Source organism: Kitasatospora sp. NPDC094028 (assembly GCF_049543595.1).
In the GTDB taxonomy this organism is placed as follows: Bacteria; Actinomycetota; Actinomycetes; order Streptomycetales; family Streptomycetaceae; genus Kitasatospora.
This window is the reverse complement of sequence record NZ_JBMVFA010000013.1, coordinates 86,155-105,294: the sequence shown is the minus strand read 5'-3', so window position 1 is coordinate 105,294 and position 19,140 is coordinate 86,155. Positions and strand designations below refer to the sequence as shown.

Genomic DNA, 19,140 nt, shown 5'->3' with positions numbered 1-19,140 from the left:
TCCGGACGCCCGCCGGCCGGGCCGCCGGGAACCCGGCGCGCGGTGTTAGGGGCGAGCAGGCCCGGGTAGGCGCGGCTCGTGGGGGTGACCGTTCACGGAAAGGAATCCCCATGTTGCTGCTCGGAGTTCTGCTGATGGCGGCGTCCGGCACTTTCGCCGGACTGCTGATCGCGGACAATCTGTCGGGCGGGCCCGACTATCAGGTGACGATCCTGGGAAACGACCTGGCCACCCTCAACAGCCTGGGCGTCTTCCTGGCCGGGGTGGGCCTCGCCCTGGTGTTCTGCCTCGGCGTGGCCCTGATGAGACCGATCGGGGCGCACCGGCGGCCGTTCCTCGGCAGGGCGCGCCGTGCCGTCCCCCGCGAGGCGTACCCGGAGCGGGCCGCCCGGGTGGCGGAACCCGCCGTACCGGAGAACGAGGAGACGGTCGTGACCCCGGAGGAAGAAGCCGCCGAACAGGGCGGCCGGGCCGTCGGCAGGCCGGTGGCACCTCCCGCAGCCGGCCGCAGACGACACCTGTTCGGCCACTGAGCGCGGCGGATGCCGCGGACGTTCGGAGAACTGAGGGAGGTGCGGGCGCATGGATGGAGCGGGGGTCCCGTCCGCGCGCCCGTCGTCCCAGGTACCGGAGTCCCGGCGCCTTCCGCTCTCGGCCCGGCCCGGGGCCGTCGCGCGGGCCCGGGCCTTCACCCTCGCGTTCCTGGTGGACGTGGCCGATCCGCTGGCCGTCGCCGACGCCGTCCTGCTCGTCTCCGAACTGGTGGCCAACGCCGTCCGGCACACCGGGCGCCCGCAGGCACTGCTGCTGGTCCGCGCCGCCGGACGCCTGCGGATCGAGGTCAGCGACGCCAGCCCCCGCCCCCCGCGCCCGCGCCCGCCGCACGAGCCGGACGAGCGCGGCGGCCTCGGCCTGTTCCTGCTCAGCCGACTCGCCCTGCGATGGGGCTGGCGTCCGGCCGGCTACGGCAAGACGGTGTGGTGCGAACTGCGGCTGCCGACCGACTGACACCACCCCGTCGCCGTCGTCGACCGGGTCGGCGCCGATCTGGTCGTCCTGCGCCGGCCCGGATGAGAACGCCCGGACGAGGGAACGGCAGGCCCGCTGTCCGACGCGGGGACGTGAAGCGAATCGGTCAGGTCGCCCGGGGGAACCGCGCCTCCAGGTGGCCGGAGAGCACCCGGGTCTCCAGCACCGGCAGTGGCGCCGTGGCCGGTCCGTACACCACCTCGCCGTCCCGCAGCCGGAATTCGCTGCCGTGCCAGGGGCAGCGCAGGCAGCCGTCCACCACCGCGCCTTCGGAGAGCGGCCCGGACAGATGGGTGCACCGCTCGGCGAGCACGTGACAGCGCTCGCCGCTGCGGACGACGACCACGGCCAGCTCGCCCACCGTCCTGCGGACGGGTTCGTCGGGCGGGAAGTCCTCGACCGGGCCGAGCCCGACCCAGTCCAGCGGCGCCAGCAGCGGGACGGCGGCGGCGCGGTCGGGCCCGGCGGCCTGCCGATAGGCCAGGTGCCCGCCGAGCGTGGCCCCGACCGAGACGACGGTGAGCCCGGCCAGGCCGAGCAGCCGGCCCCGGGCGCGGCGGCCCCGGCAGCGGGCCAGGAGCGAGTCGCCGTACAGCAGCACGGCGGCGGTGTTGGAGAGGGCGTGGACGAGGCCGGTGCGCCGCCGCGGCGGGTCGAGCCGGGCCCAGTCCACCCAGCCCGCCAGAGCGGCCGGGCCGGCGGTCAGCAGACCGGCCGCCACCAGGGCGTCCGCATGCCGTCGGGCGCCCGGGACGAGGTCGAGAAGACCCGCCGACGTCCAGAAGCCGAGCGGCATCTGGACCAGCACGGGATGCACGGGGTGGCCCAGCCACACGCCGCGCAGTGCGTCGCGGTACGGGCCGAGCGGGAGGGACTCGACCGCGTCGGCGAGCGGCCCGGCCGGGCGGTCCAGGGCCTCCCAGCGCGCCGGTGCGTCCAGCGCGTGCCGGAGCCGGCGGGACCACGGGTGGGTGTGCAGAGGCGTCGCGTTCATACCGGGCGGCTTGCCGGTTGCCGACCCGCCAAACCCGTCGGACGTCCGGCGAGTTACCGACGGGCCCCTGTTCGATGACGGCTGATCTCCCTACCATCTCGCCATGGAGCTCGAATTCCGCCACCTCCGGATCATCTGCTGCATCGCGGACAGCGGCAGTCTGACGCGGGCCGCCGCGTCGTTGCGGCTGACTCAGCCCGGCCTCAGCGCCCAGCTGACGCGGATCGAGCGGGTGCTCGGTGGTGAGCTGTTCAGCCGTGCCCAGTCGGGCATCGTGCCGACCGCGTTCGGGGAGGTGGTCCTCAGCCGGGCACGGGCGGTGCTGCCGACCTTCGACGAGCTGCTGGAGGTCTCCGCGCTCGCCGCGAAGACGGGCTGCTCGCCGCACCGGTTCCGGCTCGGGTCCGTCAACGCTCCGTTGCTCGGCGGGTTGATCTCCGCGATCAGGGCGCACCACCCGGAAGCCGAGATCAGTTCGCGGGGCCAGGGGTGCCCGGTCCCGCTGGTCGAGGACATCGCGGGCGGCCGGCTCGAAGCGGCTGTGGTGGGCGACTGCCCCGGATACGAGCTCGTGCTCCCCCCGGGGGTCGTGGTCGAGCCGATCGCCACCGAACCGCTCTTCGTGGCACTGCCCGCGGCCCATCCGCTGGCGGCGCTGGAGGAGGTGGCGCTGGAGGACCTGGCGGGCGAGGACTGGGCCGCTCCCGGCCCGGACAACGACCGGATCCGTGAGTACTGGTCCAGGACCCTGTTCGTCCTGGGCCATCGCCTGCGTGTGGTCCACGAGGTGGAGGGTCGGCTCGTCCTGGACCTGGTCCGCAGCGGACACGCGGTGAGCTTCTGCCAGGCCACCTTCGAGGAGATGCCGGGCATCGTCGTACGGCCGATCGCCGGCGATCCGCTCTGGTACCGGCATCTGGTCGCCTGGCACCAGGAAGGGCCGCTGGCGGCGCTGGGCCCTTCGTTCGCGCGGACCGTCACCGAGGCGTACCGGACGGCGGCCGCTCGCAGCACGGTCTATCAGCGCTGGCTGGAACGCCGGGACGGTGCGGCCGACGCGGGGTCGCGTCGGCCGCACCGCTCGTCGGCCGGGAACGCTGCGGTGCTACGCGGTCACCACCGGTAGGTCCAGACCGTGTCGCTGGACGCGTCGGAGGCGTTCACGTAGATCCGGATCCGGGCGGTGTCGTCCTGGAACCACTGGCCGGGCTGCCAGGTCTGCATGTCCAGCGCGGTGCAGTTCCCGGCGGGTGCGGCGGCGTCGGGGTTGCCGACCACCTGGATCGGCCCGTTGCCGGTGGTGACGGAGGTGTCGACCTTGTAGACGAGCACACCGGTGGCGCAGGTGTCGGAGTCGTTGTAGGCGGCCTTTCGGGACTCGGCGACGTAGGCGGTGGTCGCGCTGGTCCTGATCACCGCGAGCCGGTAGCCGCCGCCTCCGTACTCCAGTCCGGTCAGGGTCGTGGCGTACGTGCCCGCCGACGTCAGACAGGACACCTGACCGTCGGTGATCCAGCCGAACTTCCAGGCCTCCCAGCCGAAGTACAGCGGGGCTGGGCCGGAGATCCTGCCCATCAGGTCCCAGCCGCCGACGTACTGGTTCAGATCGCCGTTGAAGGCGTACAGGTCGGGCAGGCCGAAGGTGTGGCTGGTCTCGTGGTCGGCGACCTTGTAGCCCCAGTGCCACATGTCCTGGCCGAAGGTGACCGCCCAGCGGATCAGCACCCAGCCGCCGGTCTGCGGGTTCCAGACCCAGGTGGGGGCGGCGGGGTCCTGGATGAAGGTCGGGGAGTGGCCGATCGCGGTCGCGGTGGCGGTCGGCACGACGTAGAACATGTCGTACCGGGAGAGGTCGACTCCGGCGTCGGCCGCGGCGGTGAGCGCGTCCTTCACGTAGACCTGGTGGGTGGTCCAGGAGAAGCCGCGCTCCCAGTCGTACTCGGTGGAGTTCTTCGGCATGTGGACCCAATTGGCGTACGGGGCCTGGATGTCCAGCGTGGTCCGGCCGTAGGAGGCGTTCCACATCCAGTCCTTGGCGCCCGCCAGCGTGTCGTCATAGGACGTGAGGGGCAGGGCGGTGCCGCCGGCGTCGGGGAAGTCCACGTAGATCAGGCCGATGTGCTTGGTACCGACCGGGTTCTGGAATCGTGCGTAGTCGGTTTGCTGGCCTTCGTCGGTGTACCCGGTCGTCCCCTGCAGGGCGCATGCCGAGGTGCTGCCGTTGAACGCGTGAGCGGGGTGGGCGGGGTCGACGACCAGGGCGAGCAGCGCGGCCAGGGCGAGAATGAGCGCTGCGGGCAGCGGGCGCCAGGGTCTGACCGAGGGGTCCATGGGGGCCTCCGAAGGGATCGATCCGGTGACGAGCCGGCTGGCCGGGCCCGTACGGGCGGTCAGCCGGGTGTCCTGAGTGCTCCCGCGCACCGTCGGCCACTGCCGTCGTGCGGGGAGCGTGCAGGCTATCGTCCGGATCGGTCGGTGCCTTCGGTAGCTCCCAGCTCTCCATCACATCGCATGATGGAAGCGGAGAACTCCCTTCCGGTGCTCACTGGTTCTGTTCACCGGTGCGCCCGGCCGGCCGCGTCGGCCGGCGCGCCCGCCAGCGGCACGTCGTCGCTCCCGGCCAGGGGTTGTCCCCGGCCGGGAGCGTCCGCGCCGTTCGGAGCGGAGCTGTTGTGGGGTCTCCGCGCGGCGTCACGGCGCGAGTTGAGAGGGCATCACCGGCGGTCCTACTGCTTGGTGACCTGGATGGTGTCGAACAGCGGCCCGTGGCGCAGCACGTCGATCCGCACGCCCGTGGCGGGGTCGGTGAAGGACTGGCCGGGCTGGTAGGCGGCCATGTCGAGGGCGGTGCAGCCGGTCGGCGGGGTCGCGCCCGGGGTGCCGTTGAGCACCTGGACGGGGCCGTTGCCGGTCTGGGCGGCGGTGTCGACCTTGTAGACGAGTACGCCGGTGGAGCAGGCTTTGGCGTCGGCGCCGACGGCCCGGCGGGACTCGGCGACGTACGCCGTGCTGTCGCCGGTGCGGATCACGGCGATCTTGGTGCCGCCGGGGCGTTCGACGGCCTTCAGCCGGACGGTGCGGCTGCCGGCGACGGGCTGGCAGGCGACCTGGTGGTCGTCGATCCAGCCGAACTTCCAGCGCTCCCAGCCGGTGTGCTGGGGTGCGGGGCCGGCGATGTCGCCCATGAGGTCCCAGCCGCCGACGTAGCGGTGGTAGTCGGTGGCGGCGAAGGAGTAGAGGTCGGGCAGGCCGAAGGTGTGGGAGGTCTCGTGGTCGGCGACCTTGTAGCCCCAGTGGTACATGTCCTGGCCGAAGGTGACCGCCCACTTGATCCGCTTGCCGTCGGCGGTGATGCCGGCGGAGGTGGGGTCGTACAGATAGGTGGGCGAGAAGGCGATCGCGGAGGCGGACTTGGTGGGGACGATGTAGAGCATGTCGTAGCCGGAGAAGTCCACGTACGGGTCGGCGGCCTGGACGGCCTGCTTCACGTACAGCTCGTGCTGTTCGAAGGTGATGCCGCGCTGGAAGCCGTAGGAGGCGGAGTCCTGCGGCATGTGGATCCAGCGGTTGAGCGGCGTGATGTCCAGGCGGGTCCGGCCGTAGGAGTCCTGCTTCATCCAGTCGGCGGCGGGCGACAGCTGGTGGTAGTAGTCGTCGAGGGAGCCGGTGGCCGCGGCGTCGGGGAAGTCGACGAACAGCATGAGCACGTGCTTGGTGCCCAGCGGCTGCTGGAACTGGGTGCGGTCGGTGTCGTGGCCCTCGTCCGTCCAGCCGGTCTTCCCGGGCATGGCGCAGGCGGAGGCCGGGGCGGAGGTACCGGCCCGGGTGGTGTCGGCGAGGGCGGGGGTGGCGGCGATCAGCGGGAGGGTCGCGGCCAGGGCGGCGGCGAGGGCCCTGAGTCTCATCTCGTGTTCCTTTTCCTGCGGGAGGGGGAGTGGGGTCAGGAGTGGGTCAGGAGTGGGGTCAGCTGAGGCCGGCGGCCAGGCGAATCAGGCGGGCGAGGACGCGGTCGCCGGAGGCGGTGACGCCGTCGTGCTCCCATTCGTTGGTGACCCAGGTCCGCAGCGAGCCGACCGATCGGGCGGTGCGCAGGGACAGTCCGGCGTCCACGTACATGTCGTCGTGGTAGACGGCGGCGGCGACGGGGACCTGGTTGGCGGCGAGCCGGGCCGGGTCGTAGAGGTCGGGCCAGTCGGTGCGTTCGGCGAGCAGGTGGACGGCCGCGCCGAACGGGCGGAGCCCGGCGATGTCCTCGAACATCCAGGGGTGGAACATCTCGCCGGTGAACAGCAGCGGGTCGGCGTCCTCGGCGAACTCCGGGTGCTCGGCCATGGCCCGGGCGGCGGCCCAGGCGGTGGCGGTGCCGCGGCGGCCGTAGATGGACTCCTGGAGGACGGCGAACAGCGGGTTGTCGGTGAACGAGGTCAGGTTCGCCACCTGCTGGAGGAAGGTGGCCGCGGGCTCGCCGTCCGGATCGAGTGCCTCGTCGAGCAGCCAGTGCAGGCGTTCGGCGCCGTCGCCCATGCCGAGCAGCAGGCCGAGCGTGCGCAGCCGCCGTACGGTGAGCCGGTCGCCGTCGGGAAGGCGGACCGGCCGCTGGTCGAGCACGTCGGCCAGCCGGCGCACGAGTGCACGGTCGCCGGGGTAGCGGGCGTAGTACGCGGTGGTCTTGTCGCGGACGCGGGGGTAGGTGGCGGCGTAGACGTCGTCGGCGGTGGCGTCGAGGCCGGGCAGGCCGCCGGTGACGTAGCAGGCGCGCAGGCCCTCCGGGGCGAAGGAGAGGTAGGTCAGGGTGAGGAAGCCGCCGTAGCTCTGGCCAAGGGTCTCCCACGGCTGGTCCCCGCACAGCCGGCGTCTGATCAGTTCCGCGTCGGCGACGATCGAGTCGGCGCGGAATCGGGCGAGGTGGTCGGCCAGTTGACGGGCGGTGCGGAACCGAGCAGCGGTGCGTACGGTCACCGGGGTGCTCCGGCCGGTGCCGCGTTGGTCGAGGAGCAGCACCCGGTGGGTCTTCAGGGCGTGGCCGAGCCAGCCGGCGGTGGCGTTCAGCGGGCGCGGGGACTTCCCGCCCGGTCCGCCCTGGAGGTACAGCAGCCAGGGCAGCCGGTCGTCGCCGGCCTTCGCCGGATCGCACAGCTCCCGGGCGAACAGCTCGATCGTCGGGCCGGCCGGGGCGGCGTGGTCGAGCGGCGCGGTGAAGACGTGGTCGGTCACCGCCAACCCCGGCAGGCGGTAGCTGGACTGGATCACGGTGTCCTCTCGGGGTGGTGGCAGGCGACCTGCTGTCCGACGGCGATCGTCCGCAGCTCGGGGCGTTCGGCGGCGCAGAGTTCGTCGGCCTTGGGGCAGCGGGTGCGGAACCGGCAGCCGCTGGGCGGGTTGAGCGGGCTCGGCAGGTCGCCGCGCAGGACGATCCGCTCCCGCCCGCGTTCGGCGTCCGGGTCGGGCAGCGGCACGGCGGAGAGCAGGGCGTGGGTGTAGGGATGCGCGGGGTGGGCGAACAACGTGTCGCGGTCGGCGGTTTCGACGACCGAGCCGAGGTACATCACCGCGATCCGGGTGCTGATCTGGCGGACGGCGCCGAGGTCGTGCGCGATGAACAGATAGCTCAGCCCGTACTCGTCCTGCAGGTCCTTGAGCAGGTTGAGGATCTGCGCCTGGACCGAGACGTCGAGCGCCGAGACCGGCTCGTCGCACACCACCAGCTTCGGGCGAAGCGCCAACGCCCGCGCGATGCCGATGCGTTGGGCCTGGCCGCCGGAGAACTCGTGCGGGTGCCGGTCGGCGTGTTCGGCCTTCAGGCCGACCCGGGTGAGCAACTCCTCCACCGGCTGCCCGGGTTCGAGGCCCTGGTAGCGAGCGGGGGCGGTGAGGATCCGGCGGACGCTGTGCCGGGGGTTGAGGGAGGAGAACGGGTCCTGGAAGACCATCTGCAGCTCGCGGCGGACCGGGCGCAGCGCCGTCTCGTCCAGCTCGGCGAGGTCGCGCCCGGCGAAGTGGATGCTGCCGGAGGTGGGCCGCTCCAGCCGGGTGATCAGCTTGGCGACGGTGGACTTCCCGCAGCCGGATTCACCGACCAGGCCCAGGGTCTCGCCGGAGCGGACGGCCAGGGAGACCCCGTCGACCGCCGCGACCTGCCCGGCCGGCCGCCGGGTCAGACCGTGGCGTACCGGGAAGCGCTTGACCAGGTTCCGCGCTTCAAGGAGGACCCGGCCACCTCCCTGCTCCGCTCGCTGGTCGCCCACCGCACTCCTCCTGATGGCTCGTTCGCTCATGCGGTGGCTCCCAGGGTGGGCAGCCGGTCCGGCAGGGGTCCGTCGATGCGGGGCACGCAGGCCAGCAGCCCGCGGGTGTAGGGATGTCGCGGCCGGTGGAACACGTCCCGGACCGGGCCGTGTTCCACCGCCCGGCCCTGGCGCATCACCACGACCTGGTCGGCCAGCCCGGCGACCACGCCCATGTCGTGGGTGATCAGCATGATGGCCGTGCCGGCCTCCTCCCGCAGCTCGCGCAGCAGTTGGAGGATCTGCGCCTGGACGGTGACGTCGAGCGCGGTGGTCGGCTCGTCGGCGATCAGCAGGTCGGGCTCCAGGCACAGCGCCATCGCGATCATCACGCGCTGCCGCATTCCGCCGGAGAACTCGTGCGGATAACTGCGGGCGCGCCGCTCCGGCTCGGGGATCCCGACCCGGTCCAGCATGCGGACCGCGACCCGGTGCGCCTCCTTGCGGGAACCGCGGTGGTGCGCCCGGTACGCCTCGGCGATCTGGAACGCGACCGAGTAGTACGGGTTGAGGCAGGACAGCGGGTCCTGGAAGATCATGGCGATCCGGTTGCCGCGCAGGCGGCGCAGCGAGCGCTGGTCGAGAGCGGTCAACTCCTCTCCGTCGAAGCGGATTTCGCCACTGACCCGGGCGTCGCGCAGCAGGCCGAGGACGGCGAGGCTGGTGACGGACTTGCCGCTGCCGGACTCGCCGACCACGCCGAGCACCTGTCCGGTGTCCAGGTCGAGGTCGAGTCGGTCCACGGCGCGGACGCCGGAGCGGAACTCCACGGTCAGGTCACGTACCGTCAGCAGGGTCATCCGACGGCCCTCACTCTCGGGTCGAGCACGGCGTACAGCAGGTCCACGAGCAGGTTGGCGAGCACGACGAAGCCGGCCGCGAACAGCGTCACGCCGATGATCACGGGCTGGTCGGCGGAGGCGATGGCGTCGGCCGCGAGTTTGCCGACTCCGGGCAGGCCGAACACGGACTCGGTGATCAGCGCCCCGCCGAGCAGCGCGCCGAGGTCCATGCCGAAGATCGTGACGATCGGCATCAGGGCGGGCCGCAGGGCGTGCCGCCGTACGACCGTGAGCTCGGGCAGGCCCTTGGCGCGGGCGGTGCGGACGTAGTTCTGGCCGAGGCTCTCCAGCATCTCGCTGCGGGTGACCCTGGCGTAGATCCCGGCGTACAGCATGGCGAGGGTGATCCACGGCATGAGCATCGACTGCGCCCAGCCGGCCGGATCGGTGGTGAACGGCACGGCCTGCGGGTACGGCAGCAGGTGGAGCCGCACGACCAGCAGGTACTGCAGCACCAGGGCGGTGAAGTAGATCGGCAGCGACGCCCCGCCGAGGGCGGCCGCCATCGCGGCCCGGTCCCACAGGCTTCCGCGCCGGAGGGCCGAGACGGCGCCGGCCCCGACCCCGACGACGAGCCACAGCGCCGCCGCCCCGATGGCGATCGAGAAACTGACCGGCAGCCGGCCGGTGAGTGTCTGCCATACGGGCTGGTCCGTCTGGAAGCTGAATCCCAGGCACGGGAAGGGGCAGTCGACGGCCTGCGCGCCGGTGCCGTAGGTCCGTCCCGAGACGATGCCGGCCACGTAGTCGCGGAACTGGACCAGCGGCGAGTGGTTCAGCCCCAGGGTGGTGCGGATCTCGGCGATCCGCTCGGGGCTGCAGGCCTTGCCGCAGGCGCCCTGCGCCGGGTCGGCGGGCATCAGGTAGAAGATGGCGAAGGTGGCGGCGCAGATCACCAGCAGGATGGCCGCCGTGACGGCCAGTCTGCGCAGCAGGTAGGAGATCATCGTCGCTGGCTCCGGGAGTCGAGCGCGTCCCGGACGGCGTCGCCGAGCACGTTGAAGGCGAGCACGGTGACGAACAGGAAGACGCCGGGGATGAGGAAGTAGGCGGGGTCGGCGGCGTACCAGGGCACGGCGGTGGCGATCATCTGACCCCAGGAGGGCGTCGGTGCCTGGACACCCACGCCGAGGAAGGACAGCCCGGCCTCGGTGGCGATGCAGCCGGGGATCGACATCGTGGCCACCACCAGCACCGGGCCGGTCAGGTTGGGCAGCACCTCGCGCAGCAGCAGCGTCCGGCGGGAGGCGCCGAGCACCCGGGCCGCCGCGACGAACTCGCCGCGCGCGAGCACCATGGCCTGCCCGCGCACGATCCGGCCGACGTACGGCCAGCCGAAGAAGCCGAGCACCACGACCAGCAGGAGCCGCCGGTCGGTGCCGGGCGCCGCCGAGATCAGCGCGATCATGAAGATCAGGCTGGGGAAGGACAGCAGCAGGTCCATGATGCGGCCGATCGCGGTGTCCACCCAGCCGCCGAAAAAGCCCGCGACCAGCCCCAGCGTCGTGCCCAGCACCACCGACAGGGCGGTGGCGAGCACGGCGATCAGCAGCGACACCTGGGCGCCGTACACCACCCGGGCAAGCACGTCCCGGCCGTTGACCGGCTCCACGCCCAGCCAGTGCCGGGCGCTGATCCCGCCCGCCGCACCGCGCGGCAGGCCGCCGAGCGCCGGGTCCACCGCATCGCCGTGGAAAGCGGTCGGCGAGCTCCCGGCGATCCAGCTGATCAGCGGCGCCGAGAGCGCGACCAGGATCAGCCCGACCACCACGGCCAGCGCCAGGGCCGCCGAGCGCTGGGCCAACAGCCTTCGGATCACCGTCACTTGCGCAACCCCAGGGAGACCAGGTCGAGCCGGCCGACGAAGGCGATGTGCCCGTAGGCACCGGTGACGTTCGGGCCGGCGAGGATCGGCGCCTTGTCCCACAGGAACGGGACCACCGGGGCGTCCCGCATGATCTGCTGGGCGAGCTGCCCGTACGCCTCCTGGGCCGCGGCCGGGTCGCCCACCGTGGCGACCTGGTCGAGTTGCGCGTCGACGGCCGGGGAGTCGTACTGCGCGTAGTTGTTGTTGCCCTGAGCGGTGATCAGGCGGCCGTCGAAGACGATCGGCAGGTAGGTGGAGGCGCCCGGCCAGTCCGGGGACCAGCCGGCGATCACCAGGTCGTGCTCCTGGGAGGTGTTGCCGACCGTGCTGTAGAAGGCCGAGGAGCTGATCTCGTTGATCTTCACGGTGATGCCCGCCCGGCCGAGCGAGGCCTGGACCGCCTCGGCCTGGGCCTTGCCGGTCGCCGACGCGGGCGCGTCGAGCGTCAGGGCGAGGTCGGCGGCGTGGCCCGCCTCGGCGAGCAGGGCCTTGGCCCGGTCCGGATCGCCCTTGCCGTCCTTGCTCGGGTAGGGGTCCTGCGCCTGGTAGCCGAGCGAGGGCGGAAGCAGGCTGGTCGCCAGGTCGCCGGCGATCGGGCCGCCGCGCGTGGTGCGCAGGGCGTCCTTGTCGAGCGCGTAGGCGATCGCCTGGCGCACCCGGACGTCGTCGAGCGGCTTGTGCTTGGTGTTGATGCTCAGGTAGCGGGTGTTGATCGAGTCGCCGGTGACCAGCCGGCTCTTCAGCCGCGGGTCGTTCAGCACCCGCCCGACCGAGGCCGGGCCGATCGGCTCCATCGCCACCGCGTTCGCGTCTTCCCCCTGGCCGGCGATCAGCCGCTGGTCGACCACCGCGCCGTCCAGGCCGAGGTCGATGACGACCTTGTCGGGCAGGCCCTTGCGGACGGTGTCGGTGGCCTGGTCCCAGCCGGTGTTGCGGACCAGGGTGAGCTGCTTCTTGGGCTCGAAGGCGTCGATCTTGTACGGGCCGGAGGAGAACGGGCGGGAGTCGTAGTTGACGCCGGTGTCCTTGTCCTGCGGCACGGGGGCGAACATCGGCAGCGACACCGCCGAGCCGAAGTCGGCCACCGGCTGCTTGAGGTGGAAGACGACGGTGGTGTCGTCGGGGGTCTCGATCGAGGCGAGCCCGGCCGGATCCTTGTACGGGCCCTTGTACGTGTCGCCACCCACCAGCCACATCCGGGCGTACGGAGGGCCCTCGGGCAGTTCGGCGGCGAAGGTGCGTTCCACGCCGTACTTGACGTCCTTGCTGGTGATCGGCCGTCCGTCCTCGAACTTCACGCCGGGCTTGAGGGTGAAGGTCCAGGTCCTCGCGCCGTCGCCGGGCCGGCCGGTGTCGGTGGCCAGGTCCGGCACGATCTTCCCGCCCGCCGGGCCGGGCGCGGCCGCGAGGGTGGTCAGCGTCCGGTAGATCAGCCGGCCCACGTCCTGCGAGGACGTGACGTAGTTGCGCGCCGGATCCAGATGCTCCAGGTCGAGGGTGGACAGCACGTGCAGCGTGCCGCCCTTCACCGCCGCCGCCTCCGGGCCGCCGGTGACGCCGCTGTCGGATCCCGTACAGCCGGCAACCGACAGCAACCCCAGGGCCGCCCCGAGGGCCAGCCCGACTCTTCGCTGCCTCACATTTTCTCCTCGCACCATGTGACATTTCACGCGTGGGAGAAGATTGGCCGACCGGGGCACCGTCCAGAAGATCCCAGCATCCCATCACATCGTGTTATGGAGTTCGTCCAGGTGGCGCGGAGGAGAGAAGGGGACTGCGGCCGCAGGCCACCCGCCGATGCTCCGGATCGGCGGACCCAGGCGGTCCACGGCCGACCGCCACCGGTGGTACGGTCTGTGCCTTGATGTCGCTAAGTCCCCTTCGAATACCGGGACTTGGTGGCTGAATCTCGGTGGTGGGGGGCGAGCGCGGAGACCGACCTGGCTGCCGCCGGTATGGTGCCACCGCAGGTTGAGGCCCTGGACGCGGACTGGAACGTGGGCCTCAGCAAGCGTCGAGAGAGCGAGGTGGGGGCGGGAGGCTTCCCCCCAGGTCCTCCGTCACGGGCAGGCACTCGGCGAGCAGGTCGACGACGTCGCGCCAGGCTCGCCGCGCGTGCTGTCGGTGGTAGCCGACACCGGGGACCGCGGGGTGGTCGACCGGCGGGTGGTGGAAGGCGTGCAAGGCTCCGCCGTAGACCGTGAGGCGCCAGTCGACGCCCGCGGCCTGCATCTCGGCGGTGAACGCTTCCCGCTGCGCGGGCGGCATGATCGGGTCCTCCGATCCGACCCCGGCCCACACCGGGCAGCGGATGCGCGCCGCCTCGCCCGGTCGGCCCGTGGTCAGGGCGTTGACCGTCCCGATCGCGCGCAGGCCGGCGCCGTCGCGCCCGAGTTCGAGCCCGACGGCGCCCCCGGTGCCGTAGCCGACGACGGCGATCCGGTCGGGGTCGGTCCGCGGTTCGGCGCGCAGCACGTCGAGCGCGGCATGACCGATGCCCCGCATCCGGTCGGGATCGGCGAGCAGCGGCAGGCAACGGGCCAGCATCTCCTCGGGGTCACCCAGGTAGCGCCCGCCGTGCAGGTCGAAGGCCAGCGCCACGTATCCCAACTCGGCGAGAGCATCGGCCCGGCGGCGCTCGACGTCGCTGAGCCCCATGCCCTCCGGCCCGAGCAGCACCGCGGGCCGGCGGTCGGCCCCGGCCGGGAGCGCGAGGTGCCCGATCATCGTCAAACCGTCGGCCGGGTACTCGACCGTACGCGTCGAAATCTTCGCCATGAGACCGGACTGTAGTGACCGTCGAGCCCGGTCCGGCCGGTGTTCTGCCGCTGGCAGAACAGCACGGCCGTCGCTCCGGATTCCGGGACGGGCCCGGCGCCCAAGGCCGCAGGACCGTCCCGTTGCTCGAGGCCGTGAACACGGTGGGCGACCCGGACAGGTCGGGCGGTGACGGGTTTTCACATGCAGTGCTCGATCACGCGCGAACCGTTGCCGGAGCTGGTTCGAGTGGCCAACTCGGGTGGCGCCCAGGTGATTGCGGCAAACGCAACCGGGCAGGTTCGGAACCGACAGCTTTCCTCACGAGGAGGGAGCCCGCTCATGTCCAGACGTGTCATACCGGCCACCGCGGGCAACGCCATCGGGCCCGTCCTGCGGATCACCGTGCTCGCGACGGCCACGGCCGTGGTCTGCCGCCTCGAAGGCGAGATCGACGACGGGCAGCGGGCGAGGCTGGAGAAGACCCTCACCCGGGCCGTGCGGGACCGCCCGCCTCGGCTGGTCATCGACATGGCCGGGGTCGGCTTCTGCGACTCCGCCGGTCTGAACGCTCTTCTGGCGGCCCACCGGCACGCCGTGCTGGGCGGCACGCTGCTCGTCCTGGCCGCACCCCCACCCCAGATCCGGCGACTTCTGGAGATCACCGGCACCGACCAGTTGTTCACCATCCGTGACGACGTCCACGCGGCCCTCAACGGCAGCCGCCCACCCACGCGGGAGTGAATATGAACACCTCGTCACGCTATGCGATCACCCTTCCCGGCATCCCCGGCGGTCACGCACCGGCCAAGGTCGTCATCGTCCATGCCACGGGCGAGACGAGCCGGGGCGGTCAGCCGGTGTTCCAGGACTCCGCCGGCACCTTCCGCGTCGAGATCACGGCCGGCGTCGCCCGCCCGCTCGCCGTCGCCGCCGGCCCCGGCCGGCACACCTGCCTGCACGCCCTGCCCCTGCCCTGACCGGTGCGGTACTCGACGACGAGCCGGGTCTTCTCGGGCTGGGGGCTGAGCCCTCCGGCGCGCCCGGGTCACAACTGCGCGGTGAGGGCGACCAGCAGTGCGGCCAGGCCGACGGCGAGCCAGGCGACGTAGTCCCCGAGCAGCCCGGAGTGCAGGCGGCGCAGCGGCAGGACGGTGGAGCGGTACAGGGCGCCGGTCCCGCGCGTCGGGTCGCGGCGGACGGCGGCGAGGGCGAAGGTGGTGGCCAGTGCGGCGGAGAGCAGGCCGAGGAGGAAGCCGGAGGGCGTCCAGTCGGTGTCCGGGGCGGGGGCGCCGGCCGGTGCCGTCCGGCCGAGGGTGGCGGCGAGGTAGCCGGTGCGGTCGGTGAAGGCCGCGGCCGCCGCCGCGAGGGCGCGGCCGACTCCCGGGACGACGCCGACGAGGAGGCAGCCCGCCAGCAGGGCGGCCGGGACGGCGATCATGGGCGTCGGCAGTCGGCGGCCGGCTTCCCGGATCTCCGGTTCCTCGCCCTCGCCGGTGGTCGCGGCGACCTCGGGGTGTTCCCGCGGCGGGAAGCCGATCCCGCCGAAGACCCGCAGACCCGCGCGCAGCACCGCGCCGCCGGTGAGGGCCGACACCAGGACGAACACGGCGGGCAACCAGCCGTGGAGGCGTCCGGCGGCATCCTCGGAAAGAGCCTTCCCCAGACCGGTGCCGAACGGCGGCAGGCCGGCGAGGGCCAGCGCGCCGAGGGCGAACAGCAGTCCGGGCAGCCGGAGTTCTCGGGCGCGGCCGTGCAGCCCGTGCTCGTCCACCGAGCCGTAGCGGTCGAGCAGGACGCCGGTGAGGCCGAACAGGGCGGCCTTGGCGCCCGCGTGGCCGGCCACGTACACGGCGGACCCGGCGAGGCCGGCCGGGGTGAGCAGCGCCGCGCCGACGAGGAAGAGGCCGACGTGCCCGACCGTGGAGAAGGCGAGCATCCGCTTCAGGTGGCGCTGCTGCCAGCACATGACGGCGCCGACCAGCGCGGTGAGCACCCCGGCGGCGAGCAGGGTGTCCCGGACGGCGGCGTCCGGCAGCCCGCCCGTGCCGGCGAAGACGACGCGGTGGATCCGGGCCACCCCGTAGACGCCGAGTTCGACCATGACCCCGGACAGCAGCATGCAGACCGGGCTGGGTGCCACGGCGTGGGCGTCCGGCAGCCAGAAGTGGAAGGGCGCCGTCGCGGCCTTCACCAGCGGACCGGCGAGGACCAGGACGAACGCGACGACGACCAGGGCGTCCCGGCCGTGGCCGGCCGCCGCGCGTTCGTCCAGCGCGGCGCCGATCTGGGCCATGCCGAGCTCGCCGGTCCTGGCGTAGAGCAGGCCGATGCCGAGCAGGGAGAGGTACGCGGCGGCCGAGTTGACGAGCCCGAAGGCGAGGGCACCCTGGAGCGGGCGCGGGTCCTCGATGCGGTAGCCGGTCAGGGCGTAGGCGACGGCGCCCATCAGTTCGAAGAAGACGAAGGCGTCGAAGAGGTCGCCGGTGAGCGCGAAGCCGCACATGCCGGCCTGGAACAGCAGCAGGAGCGCGGGGAACATCCCGCCGTGCTCGCCGGAGGGTTCGTCGAAGTAGCGCCAGGCGTAGCAGAGTACGGCGAGGACCAGGACGGCGGCGAGGAGCGCCAGTCCGCTGCCGAGCCGGTCGGCGACCAGGACGATGCCGACGCTGTGCCCGTCGTGCGGCCGCCAGCCGCCGAGCCAGGACACCGCGCGGCCGTCCGGGTCGGTGCGGGCCCACAGCAGCGCGAGGCAGCCGACGTCGGCGGCGGCGCAGCCGGTGGCGAGCGCGTCCCGGCCCGGGCGGGGCAGCCACCGCCCGGCGACGGCGACCAGCGCGGCGCCCAGCAGGGGGACGGCGACGGCGAGCGGCAACAGGTCCGCGGTGCTCACCGGCGCGTCACCCGCGCAGCCCGGTGAGATCCTCCGGGTCCACCGTGCCGTGCCGCTTGCGCAGTTGGATCACGAGGGAGAGGAGCAGCGCGGTGACGGTCGCGCCGACGACGATGTCGGTGAGCGCGAGGGCCTGGACCACCGGGTCGACGACCGGGGCACCGGTCGGCAGGTCGGAGTAGACCGGCGCGGTGGCGTCGCGGCGGTAGCCGACGGCGAGCAGCAGGACGTACGTCGAGGACTGTGCGACGGCGAGGCAGCCGATCGCCTGGACCAGGTTGCGACTGGTGACCAGGCCGTACAGCCCGGCGAGCAGGATCCACCCGGCCGTCAGGTAGGGCAGGACGGTCATCGGTTCCTCCTGCCGGGGGTGACCTCGACGGCCTGGTCCAGGAAGTGCGCCAGCAGCACCACCACGGCCGAGGCGACCTCCACGCCGACCGCGGCGTTGATGACGGCCACCAGGCCGCTGGAGGACAGTTCGTTGAAGGTGCCGAGCGGCAGGGTGTTGGCGAGGTAGCCGGCGCCCTGGACGAGGCCGATCAGCCCGAGGGCGGCGTAGGAGCCGGCGGCGATCGCGTCCGTGACGTCCAGGACGGCCAACGGGCGGATCCGTTTCAGCACGCGGTAGTCGGCGGCGACGTATGCCAGGTGCAGGGCGGTGGTGAGCACGACACCGCCCTGGAAGCCGCCGCCGGGGCTCAACTGCCCGTGAGCGACGAGGTATCCGCCGGTCAGCAGGGTGATCGGGAGCAGGGTGGCGCCGAACAGGCGGGTGGTGGGCAGGACCGGCTCGGCTGCCGCCCGGCGCTTGTGCTCGTCCCGGGCCAGGCGTAGCAGCATGCCCGCGCCGAGCACCGAGCCGAACAGGATCGACTCCTCGCCGAGGGTGTCGAAGCCGCGCTGGTCGAAGTTGACGGAGGACACGATGTTGGCGGTCTGCCGGGCCAGCCCGGCGGCCACCGCCCGCTCGCCGTACGGGTGGTGGGCGCCGCCGAAGCCGGGGAGCTGCTCGGCCGCGACGATCAGGGCGGCGGCGAGGATGGCGGCGGCGGTCAGGAACAGGCGCAGGCGGGTGGTCCGGCTCACTCGGCGCGGTCCCTGTGGTCGTCGCCGTCCTCGGGCTGAGTCTCCCGGCGGCTCAGCTTGCGGACGGTCAGCAGGATCAGCAGCGGGGTGATCGCGCTGCCGACGCCGAGCTGGGACAGGGCGACGTCGGGCGCCTGGAGCACGGTGAACAGCACGGTGAGGCTCAGTCCGAGCAGGGCGAGGACGACGGCCTGCCGGACGGGGTCGCGGGTGAGTGCGGCGGCGGTCGCGGTGGTGGCGGTGAGGAGGAGGGCGATCACGATCAGGGCGTCGGTCACCGCTCGGCCTCCCGGTCGGACCGCTGCTCGCCGCGGACGGTGGCGCGGCCGATGGCCATGGTGGTCACCGTGCCTCCGGCGGCCAGCAGCAGGCCGATCACCAGCAGCTTCACCGCCGCGCGCCCCGGCCCGGTGTCGACGGCGAGCGCGAGGGCGATCAGTGGCGTACCGAGGGTGGCGGCGGGGGAGAGCGCGTGCAGGCGCAGATACGGGCCGGGCAGAACGGCGAGCGCGAGGGCGGCCAGCAGCAAGGTGGCGGTGCCCGCGCACAGCAGGGCCACGGCGACGGTGTGGCGCCCCGTCATCGGTCGTTCCCGGCGAGGAAGCGGGTGAACACGAGCGTCCCGGCGGGGGCGAGCACCGCGAGGTCGAGGGCGAGGTCGGTGTACGAGGTGCGGCTGAAGCCCTGGGCGAGCAGGAGCAGGACGGCGGAGCCCGCCGTCGCGGCGAGGTTGAGCCCCGCCAGGCGCCGGTGCGGTTCGCCGCGCAGGCCGATCAGCAGGCACGGGCCGAGCCCGCCGGTGGCGAGGACGGCCGCCGCCAGCAGCCACGCGTTCACCGCTCCCCACCCGTCAACGCGCCTTCCAGAACGGACACCTGGCCGCCGACCGCGTGCACGGTGAGGACGTCGTCCTCGGTGTCGACGACGTACGCGCCGGGCGTCGAGGACAGCAGTGCCGCGGCCCAGGCCGCTCCGGTCCCGGAGGGGAGCCGGACGGTTCGGAATCCGGCCTGCCGCCGGCGGGCGGGCGAGAGCACGAGGAGTGCCAGCCGGCCGGTGTCGGCCAGCAGGGTCCACGGGAAGGCCCACAGCGCCCGCGCGAGTCGGGCCGGACCACCCGGGGCAGCCCCGCTGGCGCGCCGCACGGCGGCCGCGCCGATGGCCCCGACGAGCGCGACACCGCCGCCGACCGCAACCTCCAGCGGGGTCACCGAGCTGATGAACACGGTATTGAGGAGCAGCAACAGGCCCCACCAGAGCAGAAGTTCGAAGACCGATCGCACCGCACCGCCCCCATGTCCCGCCATCGACCCCGCCACTGTGGCGAGCGGCCCCAGGTGTACCGTCCGGGCGGTGGGCCGGTCGCGCGCGCAACGCCGCCGCCC

Annotated in this window: 22 protein-coding genes; 5 read left to right on the top strand and 17 right to left on the bottom strand. The window is 72.9% G+C overall.

What is annotated here, in order from left to right:
* Positions 1-110 precede the first annotated feature (110 nt).
* Both ACPC54_RS21035 and ACPC54_RS21030 read left to right on the top strand, forming a co-directional pair.
* Positions 111-533 carry a hypothetical protein gene (locus tag ACPC54_RS21035; RefSeq protein WP_498966685.1) on the top strand — a complete coding sequence of 141 codons (423 nt, stop codon included), beginning with the start codon at positions 111-113 and terminating at the stop codon, positions 531-533.
* Between the two features lie 49 nt (positions 534-582).
* Entirely contained in the window at positions 583-1,008 is a 426-nt protein-coding gene (locus ACPC54_RS21030; RefSeq protein WP_498966683.1) for an ATP-binding protein, read from the top strand.
* A 127-nt stretch (positions 1,009-1,135) separates the two neighbouring features.
* On the opposite strand, the gene ACPC54_RS21025 is transcribed toward ACPC54_RS21030, so the two are convergent.
* Positions 1,136-2,023 (bottom strand): Rieske (2Fe-2S) protein, encoded by an 888-nt coding sequence (locus ACPC54_RS21025; protein ID WP_498966681.1) that lies wholly within the window; start codon positions 2,021-2,023, stop codon positions 1,136-1,138.
* A 103-nt stretch (positions 2,024-2,126) separates the two neighbouring features.
* Here ACPC54_RS21025 and ACPC54_RS21020 point away from each other — a divergent pair, with 103 nt between their 5' ends.
* A complete protein-coding gene (locus ACPC54_RS21020; protein ID WP_498966680.1) occupies positions 2,127-3,149 on the top strand; it encodes a LysR family transcriptional regulator in 1,023 nt (340 codons plus the stop codon).
* On the opposite strand, the gene ACPC54_RS21015 is transcribed toward ACPC54_RS21020, so the two are convergent.
* The 9 genes from ACPC54_RS21015 to ACPC54_RS20975 all read right to left on the bottom strand — a co-directional run bounded on the left by ACPC54_RS21015 (position 3,137) and on the right by ACPC54_RS20975 (position 13,794).
* Complete coding sequence (locus ACPC54_RS21015) at positions 3,137-4,354, bottom strand: M6 family metalloprotease domain-containing protein (RefSeq protein WP_498966678.1); 1,218 nt, start codon at positions 4,352-4,354, stop codon at positions 3,137-3,139. The two genes, ACPC54_RS21020 and ACPC54_RS21015, sit on opposite strands and share 13 nt — an antisense overlap.
* Before the next feature lie 395 nt (positions 4,355-4,749).
* Positions 4,750-5,928 carry a M6 family metalloprotease domain-containing protein gene (locus ACPC54_RS21010; RefSeq protein ID WP_498966677.1) on the bottom strand — a complete coding sequence of 393 codons (1,179 nt, stop codon included), beginning with the start codon at positions 5,926-5,928 and terminating at the stop codon, positions 4,750-4,752.
* 58 nt (positions 5,929-5,986) lie between these two features.
* Positions 5,987-7,270: an alpha/beta fold hydrolase gene (locus ACPC54_RS21005; protein ID WP_498966786.1), complete on the bottom strand. Its 1,284-nt coding sequence runs from the start codon at positions 7,268-7,270 to the stop codon at positions 5,987-5,989.
* Entirely contained in the window at positions 7,270-8,298 is a 1,029-nt protein-coding gene (locus ACPC54_RS21000) for an ABC transporter ATP-binding protein (RefSeq protein ID WP_498966676.1), read from the bottom strand. The genes ACPC54_RS21005 and ACPC54_RS21000 overlap by 1 nt, the downstream gene beginning before the upstream one ends.
* Positions 8,295-9,107 (bottom strand): ABC transporter ATP-binding protein, encoded by an 813-nt coding sequence (locus ACPC54_RS20995; protein WP_498966674.1) that lies wholly within the window; start codon positions 9,105-9,107, stop codon positions 8,295-8,297. The genes ACPC54_RS21000 and ACPC54_RS20995 overlap by 4 nt, the downstream gene beginning before the upstream one ends.
* Positions 9,104-10,096 carry an ABC transporter permease gene (locus ACPC54_RS20990; protein WP_498966672.1) on the bottom strand — a complete coding sequence of 331 codons (993 nt, stop codon included), beginning with the start codon at positions 10,094-10,096 and terminating at the stop codon, positions 9,104-9,106. Before ACPC54_RS20990 ends, ACPC54_RS20995 begins: the two co-directional genes overlap by 4 nt.
* Positions 10,093-10,974, bottom strand: a complete 882-nt coding sequence (locus ACPC54_RS20985; RefSeq protein WP_498966670.1) for an ABC transporter permease — start codon at positions 10,972-10,974, stop codon at positions 10,093-10,095. The genes ACPC54_RS20990 and ACPC54_RS20985 overlap by 4 nt, the downstream gene beginning before the upstream one ends.
* Positions 10,971-12,656, bottom strand: a complete 1,686-nt coding sequence (locus ACPC54_RS20980) for an ABC transporter substrate-binding protein (RefSeq protein ID WP_498966669.1) — start codon at positions 12,654-12,656, stop codon at positions 10,971-10,973. Before ACPC54_RS20980 ends, ACPC54_RS20985 begins: the two co-directional genes overlap by 4 nt.
* 364 nt (positions 12,657-13,020) lie before the next feature.
* Positions 13,021-13,794, bottom strand: a complete 774-nt coding sequence (locus ACPC54_RS20975; protein ID WP_498966667.1) for a dienelactone hydrolase family protein — start codon at positions 13,792-13,794, stop codon at positions 13,021-13,023.
* A gap of 321 nt (positions 13,795-14,115) precedes the next feature.
* Between ACPC54_RS20975 and ACPC54_RS20970 the strand changes: the two genes are divergently transcribed.
* Entirely contained in the window at positions 14,116-14,517 is a 402-nt protein-coding gene (locus ACPC54_RS20970; RefSeq protein WP_498966665.1) for an STAS domain-containing protein, read from the top strand.
* A gap of 2 nt (positions 14,518-14,519) precedes the next feature.
* Positions 14,520-14,753: a DUF6296 family protein gene (locus ACPC54_RS20965; protein ID WP_498966663.1), complete on the top strand. Its 234-nt coding sequence runs from the start codon at positions 14,520-14,522 to the stop codon at positions 14,751-14,753.
* Positions 14,754-14,821: 68 nt separating this feature from the next.
* On the opposite strand, the gene ACPC54_RS20960 is transcribed toward ACPC54_RS20965, so the two are convergent.
* Genes ACPC54_RS20960 through ACPC54_RS20930 form a run of 7 tightly spaced genes read right to left on the bottom strand, consistent with a single transcriptional unit; the run spans position 14,822 to position 19,038 of the window.
* The gene (locus ACPC54_RS20960; RefSeq protein ID WP_498966662.1) at positions 14,822-16,666 is read right to left on the bottom strand and encodes a complex I subunit 5 family protein; all 1,845 of its coding nucleotides are present in this window, start codon (positions 16,664-16,666) and stop codon (positions 14,822-14,824) included.
* Positions 16,667-16,673: 7 nt separating this feature from the next.
* Positions 16,674-17,018 (bottom strand): sodium:proton antiporter, encoded by a 345-nt coding sequence (locus ACPC54_RS20955; RefSeq protein ID WP_498966660.1) that lies wholly within the window; start codon positions 17,016-17,018, stop codon positions 16,674-16,676.
* On the bottom strand, positions 17,015-17,755 hold the full coding sequence (locus tag ACPC54_RS20950; protein WP_498966659.1) for an MnhB domain-containing protein: 741 nt from the start codon (positions 17,753-17,755) through the stop codon (positions 17,015-17,017). The genes ACPC54_RS20955 and ACPC54_RS20950 overlap by 4 nt, the downstream gene beginning before the upstream one ends.
* Positions 17,752-18,033 (bottom strand): Na(+)/H(+) antiporter subunit B, encoded by a 282-nt coding sequence (locus tag ACPC54_RS20945; RefSeq protein WP_498966657.1) that lies wholly within the window; start codon positions 18,031-18,033, stop codon positions 17,752-17,754. The genes ACPC54_RS20950 and ACPC54_RS20945 overlap by 4 nt, the downstream gene beginning before the upstream one ends.
* Positions 18,030-18,338: a cation:proton antiporter gene (locus ACPC54_RS20940; RefSeq protein WP_498966655.1), complete on the bottom strand. Its 309-nt coding sequence runs from the start codon at positions 18,336-18,338 to the stop codon at positions 18,030-18,032. Before ACPC54_RS20940 ends, ACPC54_RS20945 begins: the two co-directional genes overlap by 4 nt.
* Entirely contained in the window at positions 18,335-18,592 is a 258-nt protein-coding gene (locus ACPC54_RS20935; RefSeq protein WP_498966654.1) for a monovalent cation/H+ antiporter complex subunit F, read from the bottom strand. Before ACPC54_RS20935 ends, ACPC54_RS20940 begins: the two co-directional genes overlap by 4 nt.
* Complete coding sequence (locus ACPC54_RS20930) at positions 18,589-19,038, bottom strand: Na+/H+ antiporter subunit E (RefSeq protein WP_498966652.1); 450 nt, start codon at positions 19,036-19,038, stop codon at positions 18,589-18,591. The genes ACPC54_RS20935 and ACPC54_RS20930 overlap by 4 nt, the downstream gene beginning before the upstream one ends.
* Between the last annotated feature and the right edge of the window lie 102 nt (positions 19,039-19,140).

What these genes read in the sequence shown, in the direction of transcription:
- ACPC54_RS20990 (WP_498966672.1), bottom strand. Translation starts at nt 10,096, where the DNA reads ATGATCTCCTACCTGCTGCGCAGACTGGCCGTCACGGCGGCCATCCTG.
- ACPC54_RS21020 (WP_498966680.1), top strand. Translation starts at nt 2,127, where the DNA reads ATGGAGCTCGAATTCCGCCACCTCCGGATCATCTGCTGCATCGCGGAC.
- ACPC54_RS21035 (WP_498966685.1), top strand. Translation starts at nt 111, where the DNA reads ATGTTGCTGCTCGGAGTTCTGCTGATGGCGGCGTCCGGCACTTTCGCC.
- ACPC54_RS21010 (WP_498966677.1), bottom strand. Translation starts at nt 5,928, where the DNA reads ATGAGACTCAGGGCCCTCGCCGCCGCCCTGGCCGCGACCCTCCCGCTG.
- ACPC54_RS20970 (WP_498966665.1), top strand. Translation starts at nt 14,116, where the DNA reads ATGTCCAGACGTGTCATACCGGCCACCGCGGGCAACGCCATCGGGCCC.
- ACPC54_RS21015 (WP_498966678.1), bottom strand. Translation starts at nt 4,354, where the DNA reads ATGGACCCCTCGGTCAGACCCTGGCGCCCGCTGCCCGCAGCGCTCATT.
- ACPC54_RS20995 (WP_498966674.1), bottom strand. Translation starts at nt 9,107, where the DNA reads ATGACCCTGCTGACGGTACGTGACCTGACCGTGGAGTTCCGCTCCGGC.
- ACPC54_RS21025 (WP_498966681.1), bottom strand. Translation starts at nt 2,023, where the DNA reads ATGAACGCGACGCCTCTGCACACCCACCCGTGGTCCCGCCGGCTCCGG.
- ACPC54_RS21030 (WP_498966683.1), top strand. Translation starts at nt 583, where the DNA reads ATGGATGGAGCGGGGGTCCCGTCCGCGCGCCCGTCGTCCCAGGTACCG.
- ACPC54_RS20955 (WP_498966660.1), bottom strand. Translation starts at nt 17,018, where the DNA reads ATGACCGTCCTGCCCTACCTGACGGCCGGGTGGATCCTGCTCGCCGGG.
- ACPC54_RS20965 (WP_498966663.1), top strand. Translation starts at nt 14,520, where the DNA reads ATGAACACCTCGTCACGCTATGCGATCACCCTTCCCGGCATCCCCGGC.
- ACPC54_RS20975 (WP_498966667.1), bottom strand. Translation starts at nt 13,794, where the DNA reads ATGGCGAAGATTTCGACGCGTACGGTCGAGTACCCGGCCGACGGTTTG.
- ACPC54_RS20940 (WP_498966655.1), bottom strand. Translation starts at nt 18,338, where the DNA reads ATGACGGGGCGCCACACCGTCGCCGTGGCCCTGCTGTGCGCGGGCACC.
- ACPC54_RS21000 (WP_498966676.1), bottom strand. Translation starts at nt 8,298, where the DNA reads ATGAGCGAACGAGCCATCAGGAGGAGTGCGGTGGGCGACCAGCGAGCG.